The sequence below is a fragment of the Cognatundibacterium rugosum genome, assembly GCF_014284365.1.
In the GTDB taxonomy this organism is placed as follows: Bacteria; Pseudomonadota; Gammaproteobacteria; order Burkholderiales; family Burkholderiaceae_D; genus Undibacterium; species Undibacterium rugosum.
The window spans coordinates 1-13,863 of record NZ_JACOGG010000036.1 but is presented as its reverse complement, the minus strand read 5'-3'; the positions used below and the strand labels follow the sequence as shown (position 1 = coordinate 13,863).

The following is a 13,863-nucleotide window of genomic DNA, read 5'->3' as shown; positions in this document are numbered from 1 at the left end:
CAGAGCGCAGCCAGCGTTCTCCTGCAGATAGTACTCAACAACCTGTACTTTGAATTGCTTTGTATATTTACTCATGAAAACACCCCAAAAGTATGGACGGGTGTCCAACTTTTGGGGTGCAGTTCAGATGAGTGCCTTTTTTTACGCCTGAAACCATGCGCTTCTATGCGTTTTAGCCTGCCTGTTGTTGCTCTATATCGTCCAGACATTCACGGCCGCGTTGTGTGATTTCCAGTTGTTGTGTGTCTGGGTTTAATTGCACATGCGCTTTTTTACTCAGGAAGTTAATGATTGCACTTGGCAATTTAATGTCCTTACCTTGAGCGATCGCGCGTAAGCCATCGATACATTGTTTGATAAACAGGGTCTGGCGTCCGCTGTCTGTTAATTCCAGACCGCCATCTTTGCGGAAGGCGATCAATTTGATGCCGGATAATTTTTTTGCGTTACGGTTAACGCAGACACTGGGCTTGCCATGCTTGCCGAGCTGACTAACCTGCTCGAGTGCATCGAATTCATCAATGCTCAGTTTGTGATTCATAGTACGGGTCTTTCTTTGGAGTTTGCGGTAACGGGTGCGCACGCCTGACGGCTAGGGGCAGTGACTCGTTGAGATGGCGAGCTGGCCGCGGAGTACGATCGGCTCTGTCATGTGTATTCTGGTCCTGCCAGGTGTCAGTGCTGCTGTTCATGCTGCTAAATCAGGGGTCTGAATATAGCACATGCTGACAAAGATCGGCTTCATCTGGCAGTTGAAGAGCTGGATTCTTTTACACATGCTGCAATAAGTTGCCGGCCACTATCTGCAGCGCGCGTGACAACGCAGCGCTTTGACACAGACTGGTCTTGATGCAAGGAAAATAAAGAAAGTAGTTGAACTACAAAAAGTAGTATAACTACAAAATGAATGCGCTATTTGTGGGCTTGATGCAACAAGTAAGCGCATTGTTTCCGCTGTAGTGCACTGTTATTGCTCAAATTTTTGTAGTTATATGTAGTCTTTGTTTGACACTGAATCTAGTTTTAGTACAAAATCGTTTCTGGAACGTAGGGTTCTGGTGAGTCAAGTGGTAGATACAGTGCAGCTCAAAAGTGTAGTTTTATACAAGAGTGAGGGGACAAACAGATGAAACAACAAATGCAACAGCGTGTGCAGGCTCAGCCTGCGCAGCGTTTTCAGTTAAGCCCGGTCGCAATCGCTTGCGGCGTATTGGTCATGAGTATGTCCAATCTGGCGCAGGCGCAGGAAGCCAAAGCAGAGAAACCAGCTGCCGATGCCAAGTCAACGACCGTCGTTGTGACGGGTATCCGTAAAGGTATCGAAGACGCGATCAGTGTGAAAAAAAATTCCAACGCGATCGTTGAGGCGATTTCCGCAGAAGACATCGGCAAATTGCCGGACACCAGCATTGCAGAATCGATCGCCCGTCTGCCTGGACTGTCTGCGCAACGCGTGAATGGTCAGGCGCAGCAAATCAGTATCCGTGGTACTTCCGGTGATTTATCCACTGTGACGCTGAATGGCCGTGAACAAGTATCTACCAGTGCCAGCCGTGTGGTTGAATATGATCAGTATCCATCTGAGCTGATTAGCGGCGTGACTGTTTATAAAACAGCAGACCCTTCCCTGGTCGGTCAGGGCTTATCTGGTACTGTTGATCTGCAAACCGTAAAACCTTTGGCATTTGCTGGACGTACCATTGCGGTGAGTGTGCGTGGCGAACGCAACTCTCTGGGCAGCGAAAGCCCGGGTGCGCCAAACACAGGTAACCGCGTCAGTGCCTCCTATATCGATCAGTTTGCTAACCGCACGGTTGGTGTGGCACTGGGCTTTGCGCACAGCGATAAACCAAATGTGAACAATTTCTTCGAAACCTGGAACTGGGTAGAAGGTAATAAAGGCGTACCCGATGGTGTGAAAGCCCCGCAAGGTATTAAAGCCCTGGCGATCACGGGAAATTCCAAACGTGATGGTTTAATCGGTGTGGTCGAATGGCGTCCATCCAAAACTTTTACATCGACATTTGACGCTTACCATTCGGAGTTAAAGCAGGATGAAGTGCGTCGTGGTTTTGAAGTGCCGTTTGAAAGCTGGTCCGGTGCCAGTTTCTCTAACCTGAACGTGGTCAATGGTCTGGCTGTCGCCGGGACGATCAATGCGAGTCCTGTGATCCGTAATAATTCCTTTACCAAAGAAAGTGAGATCACTGCTTTTGGCTGGAACAATAAATTCACACTGGATCAATGGACACTGGTGGCTGACATCAGCCACTCCTCAGCCAAAATCAAAGAAAAACTGATCGAAATTAACTCTGGTCGTGCAGCGGGCAACATCAGCTACAACTATGCAAATGGCCGCGATATTCCGACTTTCACTTTCTCCGATAGTCTGTCTGATCCGGCTGCGATCAAGATTGGTGGCAAATTCGGTGATGGCTATGTGAATGTACCTTCACTCAACGACAAGCTGAATTCTTTCCGCCTCAGTGCACGTCGTGATTTTAGCGATGGCATGATTTCCAGCGCTGAAGTGGGTGTGAATTACTCTAAACGCGATAAGACGAAAGAACATCTGGAAACCGGCTTTGATAAGATAGGCGATGGCTCCTTCTCATCCAGCGTTTTGTATGGCCCGCAGGATCTGAGCTTCCTGAATATGCCAAACACGCTGAGCTGGAATATTCCTGCGGTACTGGCGGCCAATTTCGGCCCTTACAACGCGGTAGTGCTGAACCCATGGGGTGCAACGAAGAACTGGTCGCTGACTGAAAAAGTCACTACCGGTTACGCCAAACTGAATCTGGATACAGAAGTGTCTAACATTCCAGTCGCAGGTAACTTTGGTGTGCAGGTAGTACGTACCGATCAGTCGTCGACATCGAATGCCTTACTGTCCTGGCCTATCGCTGCATTGGTACCGATTACAGATGGTAAGGTGTATACCGATGTATTACCTAGCCTGAATCTGGCCGCGACTTTCCCCGGCGAGCAAATTGTACGCTTTGGTATCGGTAAGTCGATAGCACGCGCTAAGTTGGACGAGTTGAATGCAGCACGTGAAGTTGGTTTATCTAACGGTAAAACCGGTACCCCTAACGGGAATGGCGGCAATGCTAAACTCGACCCTTGGAAAGCTGACTATGTGGATCTGTCTTACGAAAAATACTTCGGTAAGAAAGCCTATGTCTCTGCTGCGGTCTTCCATAAGCAGTTGAAATCGTATATCTACAAACAGACCACACCTTACGATTTTTCTGCCATGAATATTCCGGGTGCAACCACGAATATTGGTACATTTACGCAGCCTATCAATGGCCAGGGTGGTAAGTTGCAAGGCCTGGAACTGGCGGTATCCTTACCGTTGGATCTGATCACACCTGTGCTGGATGGCTTTGGTGTAACAGCAAATCTGTCGCTGACGAATAGCGCGATTTCGATTAAAGATCAGCGTTTCGGCAGCCAAAGCGTACCTCTGCCAGGCTTGTCTAAAAATGTCGCTAACCTGACGGCTTACTATGAGAAGGATGGCTACTCTGCACGTATCAGCCAGCGCCGCCGCAGTGATTTCGTTGGTGAAATCGGTGGCCCTGGTGGTCAGAACGAGCTGACATTCGTGAAGGCGGATACCGTCGTCGATCTGCAATTAGGCTATGACTTCAGCAGCGGTTTCGCGAAAGGGGCGTCGCTCTTATTCCAGGTGAATAATCTGACTGATACTGCATTCCAGACTTACTCCGGTTTGCCTGATCGTCCACGTGGCTATCAAAAATATGGCCGCCAGATGTTCGTTGGTATCAACTATAAGATGTAATCCACTCCTTGGTATCGAAAGCCCTTCTGCAGCTCCGGCTGGGAAGGGCTTTTTTTAAGATATGTCGGGTTGCTTTATTCGGCCTTACACTATCTGCTGGAATGGCAGGACTAAGCCAGTCATAATCAGACTTCATGACGCAGAGCGACTGGGTTCTGTACATTGAAGCAAATCTTATTCAGGCGGGGACAAACAGATGCAAAGTATCGTCAATAAACCCACGCTGTCGTTCTGGCAGTTGTGGAATATGAGTTTTGGTTTTTTTGGTATCCAGTTTGGTTTCGCGCTGCAAAATGCGAACACCAGCCGCATTTTCTCAACGCTGGGCGCACTGCCTGACGACCTGCCTTTATTCTGGCTCGCAGCACCGGTGACCGGTTTGCTGGTGCAGCCGATAATCGGCTATCTGAGCGACCGTACCTGGCACCCCACCTGGGGGCGGCGCCGTCCCTTTTTCTTTATCGGCGCCTTGCTGGCATCATTTGCTTTATTAGCGATGCCACATGCCAGCGCGATCTGGATGGCGGTTGTCATCTTATGGCTGATGGACGCGGCGATTAACGTGTCTATGGAACCTTTCCGTGCCTTCGTTGGCGACAAGCTCGCACCGTCGCAGCAAACCGCAGGATTTGCGATGCAAACCTTCTTCATCGGCTGCGGTGCTGTGATTGCCTCGCTGCTACCGACTTTTTTCTCGGATGTATTAGGCGTGAGCAATGTCTCAGCAGATGGTGGGATACCTGATACGGTGAGATTTTCATTTTATGCGGGCGGCAGTATTTATTTTCTGGCGGTGTTGTGGACGGTAATCAGCAGTGAGGAATTGCCACCACAGGATCTGCAAAAGTTTGAGCAGCAACGCGCTGCCAGCCAGGGTATAGCGGCAGCCGTGCGTGAAATGGTATCCGGTTTCATGCATATGCCTGAGACTATGGTCAAACTGGCGGTCGTACAATTTTTTACATGGATCGCATTGTTCGCGATGTGGATCTACACGACCACCGCGATTGCCGAGCATATTTTTGCGACCACGAATTCGCAATCTTCCAGTTTTCAGGAAGCGGGTAACTGGGTCGGTACCATGTTCGCGGTCTATAACGGTGTATCTGCGCTGGCCGCCTTTTTATTACCTGTACTGGCGAAACGCAGCAGTAAAAAAATCGTCCACATGCTGTGTCTGCTGGCCGGTGGAGCCGGACTGATCAGCATCTACTTTATCCATACACAACTCTGGTTATTGCTGCCTATGCTGGGTATGGGACTGGCGTGGGCCAGCATACTGACTATGCCTTATGCCTTGCTGGCATCTTCTTTGCCGCAAGAAAAAATGGGTTACTACATGGGCGTGTTCAACTTCTTCATCGTGATCCCGCAAATTGTGAGTGGCTTATTATTGGGCTGGGTGACACGTCACTGGTTTGATGGTCATACCGTCAAAACTCTGATGCTGGGCGGATCCTGCATGATCATTGCCGGTTTGCTGAGTCTGATGATTAAAGAAGAAGCTGCCGCGTAAGCGGTTTTCTGCTCATGGATGAAATACCCCTCTGCGCTTCGGCCTGTGCTTGCTGAGGACAGCAGAGTGGTACTTTACCCGCGTCATGGAGTGAGAGCCAAATGAAGTATGTATTGAGTACAGCCGTGGCCGGATTGCTGAGCTTGTCTGGCTGGAGCTTAGCCCAGTCTCAGCCGCAACAAGCTCAACAACTACAACAAAAACAAACCCAAGTGCGTGCGCAAACGCCCGCCGCACCAGCCGCTGCGAGTAGCGCCACAACATCCCATACACAACAACAGGTAACCCGTTTTTTATGGGCCAACGCGACAGTCTATTTTTTACTGACTGACCGTTTTTTGAATACCAATCCACGCAATGATCATGCCTATGGACGCCGGGATGATGGCGCTGCTTTGCGTTCGTTTATGGGGGGCGATCTGGCTGGTGTGACCCGAAAAATCAAAGAGGGCTATTTCAATGCACTGGGTGTGAATGCACTCTGGATTACCCCACCGGTGGAACAGGTACATGGCGCAACCGATGAGGGCAGCGGCCGTTCATATGGGTTTCATGGCTATTGGGCCAAAGATTTTACCCGCCTCGATGCCAGTCTGGGCAGTGAGCAGGATTTACGCGAACTGGTCGATACAGCGCACAGACACGGCATACGGATATTGCTGGACGTGGTGATGAATCATACTGGCCCTGCCACAGAGCGGGATGCCTTGTGGCCAGACAGCTGGGTCAGGCTGGATCCGGTGTGTACCTATCAGGATGTGCCATCAACGGTAAGCTGTGCACTGGTGAAAGGCTTGCCCGATCTGAAAACTGAGGTGATGACGGATGTATCACTGCCTGCTGTACTCGTGGAAAAATGGAAAGCAGAAGGACGCTATGAGCAGGAAGTGCGTGAGCTCGATACTTTCTTTGCGCGTACAGGCCTGCCACGTGCGCCACGCTATTACCTGATGAAATGGCATACCGACTGGGTGCGGCGTTTTGGTATTGATGGCTTCCGTGCGGATACCGTCAAACATACTGAGCCGGAATTATGGAAGGAACTAAAAGCACTTGCCAGCGAGGCGCATAGCGACTGGAAACGCAGTAATCCGGCCAAGGTATATTTCGATGAGCCGTTTTATATGACGGCAGAAGTATATGGCTACAGCTTGCAGCAAGGTCAGCAATTCCGTATGGATGGTGGCAGTCAGATTAATTACTTTCAATATGGCTTCGACAGCCTGATTAATTTTGGCTTTAAGTCCGATGCGAAAGGCGACTATGAAACCCTGTTCTCATCCTATGCGCATCAGTTACACGGCCCGCTGATGCCATATTCTGTCTTGAATTACATCAGCTCTCACGATGATGACCAGCCTTTTGACCCGCTGCGCCAGCAAGCAATGGCAGCGGGCACCCGCTTATTGCTGAGCCCGGGAGCGGCACAGATTTACTACGGTGATGAGACTGCGCGTGATTTGCAGGTCGCGCATGCGAGTGGTGACGCCAAATTGCGTTCTGTGATGAACTGGGATGACTTGAAAAAAAATCGTCGGGTACAGCATAGCTATGTGCAAGAAATACTGCGGCATTGGCAAAAGCTGGGGCGTTTCCGCCAACTGCACCCATCTATAGGTGCGGGGCAGCACCAGCAACTGGCGGCACAGCCTTACACATTTTCCAGAACCTTGCAGCAGACTGACTGGCAGGATCAGGTCGTGATTGCACTCGACTTACCGGAAGCGCAGCCCGTCAGCATTACCGTCGCACCTGTGTTTGCTGATGGCAGCCGGGTCAGGGACAGTTACACCGGATACACCGCTATCGTCAAAGCAGGTAAAGTTAGTTTGCCGCGCGCAGGTATCGTCGCGCTCATCGCACAGGATCAATGATGAATTTCGCTTTCAGTAATCAGTCTACAAATCATCGTATTGTGACTTCAGGTCGTCAGCCACGCAGCGTTTATGCGGTATGGGGCAGTGCCTTGCTGGCGGCGGCCATTGCGCCTGCTGTCTGCGCCCAGAATACGCAGCGCAGTGTGCAGGACGTGGTGCAAAAAGAGTCAGTCTTAGAGCTGCGCCTCAACGATGGTGTGGTGCAGTTCCGACCTTATGCCGCGAATCTGATCGAAACCAGTTTTCTTCCTCAGGGCGCAGCTGCGCCACAGTCATCACACGCGGTCGTGATGAAGCCACTACAGGTGCCGGTGCGCTTGCGGCAGGATAAGGAGCAGATCGAATTCCGGGCCGGTGATATGCTGCTCAAAATCAGTAAATCACCGTATCAGGTCAGTTATTTTTACAAAGACCGTCCCTTACTCTCTGAACAGCAAGGCTTTCATCAGGCTGGTGCTGCACAAGTTGTCGATTTCAATATCAGTCAGAATGAAGTGCTGTATGGCGCTGGCGCACGCGCGCTTGGTATGAACCGGCGTGGCCATCGTCTGCCGCTGTATAACAGGGCGCACTATGGTTATGAAGAGCGTTCAGAGCAAATGAATTTTTCTATGCCGCTGGTATATTCGTCAAAGTTATACGGCATTCATTTTGATAACGCCAGTACCGGCTTTCTGGACTTAGACAGTCAAAAGAATAATCGTCTGGCATTTGAGGCGAATGGCGGTCGCCAGACTTACCAGATTTTTGCGGCAGATCAGTGGGAGAATCTGGTCGCCACCTACACCACACTGACCGGTAAGCAGCCTTTGCCGGCACGCTGGATACTGGGTAATTTTGCCAGTCGCTTTGGTTATCATACCGAGCAGGAGGCACGCACGATAGTGCAACAATATAAAACTGAGGCCATTCCGCTGGACGCGATTATTTTCGATTTGTTCTGGTTTGGCAAAGAAGTCAAAGGAACGATGGGCAATCTCGCTTTCGATCGTGACAGCTTCCCTCAGCCAGAAAAAATGATGGCGGATTTTGCCAAACAGGGTGTGAAAACGATTCTGATCACTGAGCCATTTATCCTCACCACATCCAAACGCTGGAAAGAGGCGACAGAACAGCGCATCCTGGCCACAGACACGCAGGGCAAAGCGGCGACGTATGATTTCTATTTCGGTCATACCGGTTTGATTGATGTGTTCGATCCGGTCGCGAAAGACTGGTTCTGGAATATCTATGCCGGCTTAAAAAAGCAGGGCGTGAGCGGATGGTGGGGGGATCTGGGGGAGCCGGAAGTACATCCCTCCCATGTGCAGCACAAGACTGGCAGCGCCGATCAGGTACACAATATTTATGGTCATGAGTGGGCAAAACTGATCGCGCAGGGATACCAGAAACACTACCCCAATGAGCGGCCATTTATCCTGATGCGTGCTGGGTATTCCGGCTCTCAGCACTATGGCATGATACCGTGGTCGGGCGACGTGAACCGGACCTGGGGCGGTTTGCGTTCCCAACCTGAGATCGCCTTGCAGATGGGCATGCAGGGGATGGCATATATGCATTCCGATCTGGGCGGCTTTGCCGGTGCGAATCTGGATGATGAATTGTATGCGCGTTGGTTACAGTATGGCGTGTTTCAACCAGTGTTCCGGCCCCATGCGCAGGAAGACGTCGCCTCTGAGCCTGTGCTGCGTTCCGCACAGGCGAAAGCATTGGCAAAGGCCGCGATAGAATTACGTTATCAACTGCTGCCGTATAACTACACACAGAGTTTTTTGAATCATCAGCGCGGCCTGCCGCTGATGCGTCCTTTGTTTTTTGCGGAGCCAGCCAATCCAGCCTTGCTGGATGATGCCAGCAGCTATTTCTGGGGTAATGATTTCCTGGTGCATCCAGTGCTGCAGTCAGGGCAGCAACAGGCGGAAATCTATTTCCCCAAAAATGGGCCATGGCTGGATTTTCATACAGGACAGCGCTATGCAGCTGGCAGTCGTGCAGCAGTCTCTTTGCAAGCGGACCGGATACCGGTATTTGTACGTGCCGGGGCCTGGATTCCGCAGGCACAGGGCTTACAAAACACGACGCAATTTGATGTGAGCAAACTGGATTTGCACTACTACTATGACGAGGAGCAGACACTCAGCGAAGGTATGCTATATGACGACGATGGATTGACTGCCAATGCCTATGAGTCGCGTGCCTATGCCATCATGCGTTTCCGTGCGCAAAAGCAGCAGGCACTGCAAAGTCGGCAAAAACAGTTGACCCTGTCTTTTGATCACGAATATGGCAAACAATATGTCGCCAAGGACAGAAACTGGCGTCTGGTAGTGCATCAGATTAAACAGCGCCCACAATCTGTAAAGCTGAATCAGCAAGATATTCCATTTACCTGGGATGCACAGAAACAGGAGTTAAGCCTGGACCTGGCATGGAAAGCCAGACAGCAATTACGTATGCAGGTGCTGTGGGCTGATACTGAAAAATAGTCAGCGTAGCTGACGCTGTGGTAAATTGCAGGAAATTTCGCCACCCTTGCTCCGTGCTGCGCCTGAGCGCACACGGCATGGTGACCCGCTTAAGAAAATAGCGCTTGATAGCGCGCAGAATGAACAAGCAAGCCTGGACATGACCGACAACGCAATTGCAGATGTAGCCAGCGCCGGATTTTCCGGCGGCCCACGATTACTCGCCGATATAGGTGCGACCCATGCACGCTTCACACTCGAAACCGCAGCCGGTGTATTTGAAGCGGTAAGGGTACTGAAGTGTGATGATTTCAGCGGCATCGTCCCCTTATTACAGGCGTATCTGTGCGAGCATGAAGGACGGCGCATACACCATGCAGCCTTTGCGATTGCCAATCCTATCGACGGTGACGATATCCGCATGACCAATCGCGCCTGGTCGTTTTCCATCGAAGCAGTACGCCGTGAATTCGGTCTCTATACGCTGTTGATTGTGAATGACTTTACCGCACTGGCGATGTCGTTGCCTGGTTTGCAGCCGACAGACGTGCTGCAGATAGGTGGAGGGCAGCCTGTAGCCAAGTCTGTTATCGGCGTACTTGGGCCGGGTACTGGTCTTGGCGTATCCGGTCTGATTCCGACTTCCGATGGTTTCGTGACTTTAGGTTCTGAAGGTGGGCACGTCAATTTTGCACCTTGCGATGAACGTGAATATGCGATTTTGCAGTATGCCTGGAGAGAGTGGCCGCATGTATCCACCGAGCGCCTGATTTCCGGACCCGGGCTGGAACTGATTTATCTGGCGCTGGCGGATCGTCATCAGCGTCAGGTTGAACCGCTGGCTGCGCAGGAAATTATGCGCCAGGCTTTGCAGGACAAGGATGCGTTGGCGCTGGAAGCAATAGAATGTTTCTGCGCGATGTTAGGCAGCTTCAGTGCGAATCTGGCCGTGACGCTGGGTGCCTTCGGAGGCATTTATATAGGCGGTGGTATCGTGCCGCAGATGGTCAGCTATTTTGCCGAATCGCCTTTCCGTTCCCGTTTCGAAGCCAAAGGGCGCTTCAGTACTTATCTGGGACAGATACCGACTTACGTCATCACGACACCGAATCCGGCTTTCTACGGCGTGTCAGCGATTTTATCTGAGCATTTGCGTGGACGCAGCGGTGATAGTTCCCTCATGGACCGCATACAGCAAATCCAGACTGAACTCACACCTGCAGAACGCCGGGTTGCTAAGCTGGTGCTGGAAAATCCGCGTACCGTCCTGAATGAGGCGATCGCTGAGATTGCGCGACTGGCCGATGTGAGCCAGCCTACCGTGATTCGCTTTTGCCGTTCTCTGGGATTTACCGGACTGGCTGATTTTAAACTCAAATTTGCCAGCAGTCTGACTGGCACTATCCCGGTACGTCATAGCCAGGTCCGGCGTAGCGACAGCACGCATGATCTGAGTGCCAAGGTGATTGATAATACTGTATCGGCGATATTGAATTTCCGCGATCAGCTAGAGGTGCATGCGATAGATCGCGCCATCAGCCTGCTCAGAAAAGCGAATAAAATTGAATTTTATGCGGTCGGTAATTCGCGTGCAGTGGCACTCGATGGACAGCATAAATTCTTTCGTTTCCGTATTCCTACCGCCAGCTATGGCGATGCGCATTTGTTCAGCATGGCGGCAGAGTTGCTCAATCCTGGCGATGTGGTGATCGTCGTGTCAAATTCCGGTAAATTGCCAGAATTGCTGCATGCGACCGAAGCGGCTCTGGCTGCTGGCGCAGATGTGATTGCGATTGCACCACATCAGTCGCCTCTGGCACGCCTGGCCAGTGTTTGCCTGGCGGTCAATCATACCGAAGACAATGCGACCTTCCTGTCCATGATTTCCCGCATTTTGCAATTATTGTTGATCGACATTCTTGCTGTCGGTTTGTCTATGGATGCCGGTGTCAGCCCCTCTGAGAGTCGTGCGCGTGAGGCTTCGCGCCTGAGCCATTTGCTGATCTCTCACCTCGATAGCTGAACGCTGCTGTTCATTCACCGGCACAGACCTTACAATGCGGTCTGTCGCCGCATATTTCTGCGTAGCCGGGCTGCCTCGGGGCATCCTGCCGGGGCGGTGCCAATCCGCAGGGACGTACGCGCATGCCCGATTCTTCTTAATTTTTGATCGTTTTCCTATGAAGTCTTTTTTGAAGTCTGTGCAGGCATTAAAAAATCAGTGGTTTTCTTCTGCACCAGCCGTGAATCCTGTGCGTTTACCGGCTGGCGTTACCGCGACAGATCCTGTACTGACTGCCCTATTAATCACCGTATTGCAGCAGCACCAGAAGCCAACAGAGGAGGGAGAAGGATATGTGCGCTTGTCCAGCGGTTTATGCTTGAGCATCCAGGCTCTGGAAAAAAAAGAACTGGGACCAGAACGTATAAAAACGGTGACCCGTATGACAGTCTGGCATCCACAGTTCTTTCCTGAAGGTGTTACTGAGTATCAGCACGCGCTGGGGAAAGATGAAAGCAGCGCGCTGAGCGACGGTATGCTGAACTGGATCAATATGGATTTGCTTGCACTGGAAGATGCGATCGCTGAATATCCGCAACAGTGTGCGGTGATAGAACTCAATACTGCTGCTGGCGACAGTGCTGCAGCACGTTACCGCCAGATCATACTCGGGCCGGTCGCACACCTGGCGACGCAGCCTGAAAAGAAAAAAGAAGCACATCCTTTCTGCCCATGCTGCCTGATGACAGAGACGATGGCGGCTTTCCATGATGTGCTGCAAACTGAGCGTTTGCTGGGCATACGGCTGTTTGTCTCGCGTGATCAGCATGGACAATTGAATGCGGATTGCCGTGTGAATGGTGAAGATTTCCCAGCCGCTCTGCCTTTGCTTATAGCATATGCAGAAAAATGGCCGCAGCGTGGTTTGGAATTCCGCAAACAATATGTGATCGTACGTTCTGCGGAAAACAGCATTCATCAGAAATCGCAGGCTGTGCAAGCGTCAGAGAATACTACTCGGTGAGTCGTCTATGAATCCAGCTTTTATCTTGAGCCGTATGCTAGCTATCGTCGCAGCAATTGCGTTGACTGCCTTATTGGTACTGGCGCCGTTCTGGGTGGTGAACCATGTAGGGCCAGCGGCTTTGCTATGGTATGAAGGCTTGTCAGCAGCGATGCAAAGCAAGGTGGATTTTGCTTTGCGCTGGTGTGCACCTGCCATCATTGCTGTGTGTGGCCTGATATTGTTGGCTTTAATGGCACGTCGCGCCCTGGCCGCCAAACGCGGCGATGAACACCGCCCTTTGTAAGACGCTGCATCATTGGTGGCAGGGTTAAGGTATTTAAAAGCGTTTAAAACCTTAAAACTTTAAAACCTTAACAGCGTTTAACACAGAGACACGGAGATAGCACAGAGGTCACAGAGAAAAGCGAAGTAAGCGGATCAATCAGTCCCGCCCTCCTACCTTTCTCTTAAGTCTTTCTCTGTGTCTCGTGTCTCTGTGTTTAAAGGTTCAAAGGTTCAAAGGTTTAAATGTTTAAAACCCGAAAAGCGTTTAACACAGAGACACGGAGGGTGCACAGAGGTCACAGAGAAAAGCAAAGAAAAGTAAGCTGATCAAGCTTTATTTTCTTGCGCCTTTCTCTGTGCCTCTGTGTTTAAAGGTTTAAAGATTTAAAACGTTTAACACACAGAACGTACAGGCAAGAAAAAAGGCAGGGATATCCCTGCCTTTTTTTGATCAGCCCGGTTTGTATAGCGATGCATGCCGGGGGTGATGATCTTTACTTCATAAACTGCTCATTCCCAACCATACCGATCTTGGTCACGCCCAGACGCTGGGCTGAGGCCATCACCGCGGCCACCGATTTGTATGGCACCACCGCGTTTGGTCGCAGATGCACCTCAGGCTGGTCCGCCTGGGTCGCCACTTCAGTCAGCTTGGCTTCGAGTTCGTTACGGTTCGCCAACGCCACGCCATTCCACAATACCGTGCCGTCAAAGTCGACGTCGATGTTGACCACCACTGGCTCCACCGGATTCTTCGGCGCGGCCTGGTTGGTTGGCATGTTCAGATTCACGGAGTGATTCTGAATCGGGATGGTGATGATGAGCATGATGATCAATACCAGCATCACGTCAATCAGCGGGGTCATGTTCATTTCGATCATGACTTCCGGATCAGCCGATG

Annotated in this window: 9 protein-coding genes; 7 read left to right on the top strand and 2 right to left on the bottom strand. The window is 51.1% G+C overall.

Annotated elements, in window-relative coordinates; all coding sequences use genetic code 11:
• Positions 1-172: 172 nt before the first annotated feature.
• Entirely contained in the window at positions 173-541 is a 369-nt protein-coding gene (locus tag H8K47_RS17705; RefSeq protein WP_186882680.1) for a hypothetical protein, read from the bottom strand.
• A gap of 585 nt (positions 542-1,126) precedes the next feature.
• Here H8K47_RS17705 and H8K47_RS17700 point away from each other — a divergent pair.
• From H8K47_RS17700 to H8K47_RS17670, 7 genes are all read left to right on the top strand, one after another.
• Positions 1,127-3,811 carry a TonB-dependent receptor gene (locus tag H8K47_RS17700; protein WP_230410246.1) on the top strand — a complete coding sequence of 895 codons (2,685 nt, stop codon included), beginning with the start codon at positions 1,127-1,129 and terminating at the stop codon, positions 3,809-3,811.
• 196 nt (positions 3,812-4,007) lie between these two features.
• Positions 4,008-5,327: an MFS transporter gene (locus H8K47_RS17695; protein ID WP_186882679.1), complete on the top strand. Its 1,320-nt coding sequence runs from the start codon at positions 4,008-4,010 to the stop codon at positions 5,325-5,327.
• Between the two features lie 101 nt (positions 5,328-5,428).
• Positions 5,429-7,201 carry an alpha-amylase family glycosyl hydrolase gene (locus H8K47_RS17690; RefSeq protein WP_186882678.1) on the top strand — a complete coding sequence of 591 codons (1,773 nt, stop codon included), beginning with the start codon at positions 5,429-5,431 and terminating at the stop codon, positions 7,199-7,201.
• Positions 7,198-9,690: a glycoside hydrolase family 31 protein gene (locus tag H8K47_RS17685; protein WP_186882677.1), complete on the top strand. Its 2,493-nt coding sequence runs from the start codon at positions 7,198-7,200 to the stop codon at positions 9,688-9,690. Before H8K47_RS17690 ends, H8K47_RS17685 begins: the two co-directional genes overlap by 4 nt.
• A gap of 139 nt (positions 9,691-9,829) precedes the next feature.
• Positions 9,830-11,692 carry a glucokinase gene (locus tag H8K47_RS17680; protein ID WP_186882676.1) on the top strand — a complete coding sequence of 621 codons (1,863 nt, stop codon included), beginning with the start codon at positions 9,830-9,832 and terminating at the stop codon, positions 11,690-11,692.
• 157 nt (positions 11,693-11,849) lie between these two features.
• Positions 11,850-12,695, top strand: coding sequence for a DUF6348 family protein (locus tag H8K47_RS17675; protein WP_186882675.1), 846 nt, complete (start codon positions 11,850-11,852; stop codon positions 12,693-12,695).
• A gap of 7 nt (positions 12,696-12,702) precedes the next feature.
• A complete protein-coding gene (locus H8K47_RS17670; RefSeq protein WP_186882674.1) occupies positions 12,703-12,981 on the top strand; it encodes a hypothetical protein in 279 nt (92 codons plus the stop codon).
• Between the two features lie 475 nt (positions 12,982-13,456).
• On the opposite strand, the gene H8K47_RS17665 is transcribed toward H8K47_RS17670, so the two are convergent.
• Positions 13,457-13,863, bottom strand: a 407-nt coding sequence (locus tag H8K47_RS17665) for an ExbD/TolR family protein (RefSeq protein ID WP_186882063.1), incomplete at its 5' end; no start/stop codon positions are given.

Coding starts and splice junctions, on each gene's coding strand:
- H8K47_RS17690 (WP_186882678.1), top strand. CDS start 5,429: ATGAAGTATGTATTGAGTACAGCCGTGGCCGGATTGCTGAGCTTGTCT.
- H8K47_RS17700 (WP_230410246.1), top strand. CDS start 1,127: ATGAAACAACAAATGCAACAGCGTGTGCAGGCTCAGCCTGCGCAGCGT.
- H8K47_RS17695 (WP_186882679.1), top strand. CDS start 4,008: ATGCAAAGTATCGTCAATAAACCCACGCTGTCGTTCTGGCAGTTGTGG.
- H8K47_RS17675 (WP_186882675.1), top strand. CDS start 11,850: ATGAAGTCTTTTTTGAAGTCTGTGCAGGCATTAAAAAATCAGTGGTTT.
- H8K47_RS17685 (WP_186882677.1), top strand. CDS start 7,198: ATGATGAATTTCGCTTTCAGTAATCAGTCTACAAATCATCGTATTGTG.
- H8K47_RS17705 (WP_186882680.1), bottom strand. CDS start 541: ATGAATCACAAACTGAGCATTGATGAATTCGATGCACTCGAGCAGGTT.
- H8K47_RS17670 (WP_186882674.1), top strand. CDS start 12,703: ATGAATCCAGCTTTTATCTTGAGCCGTATGCTAGCTATCGTCGCAGCA.
- H8K47_RS17680 (WP_186882676.1), top strand. CDS start 9,830: ATGACCGACAACGCAATTGCAGATGTAGCCAGCGCCGGATTTTCCGGC.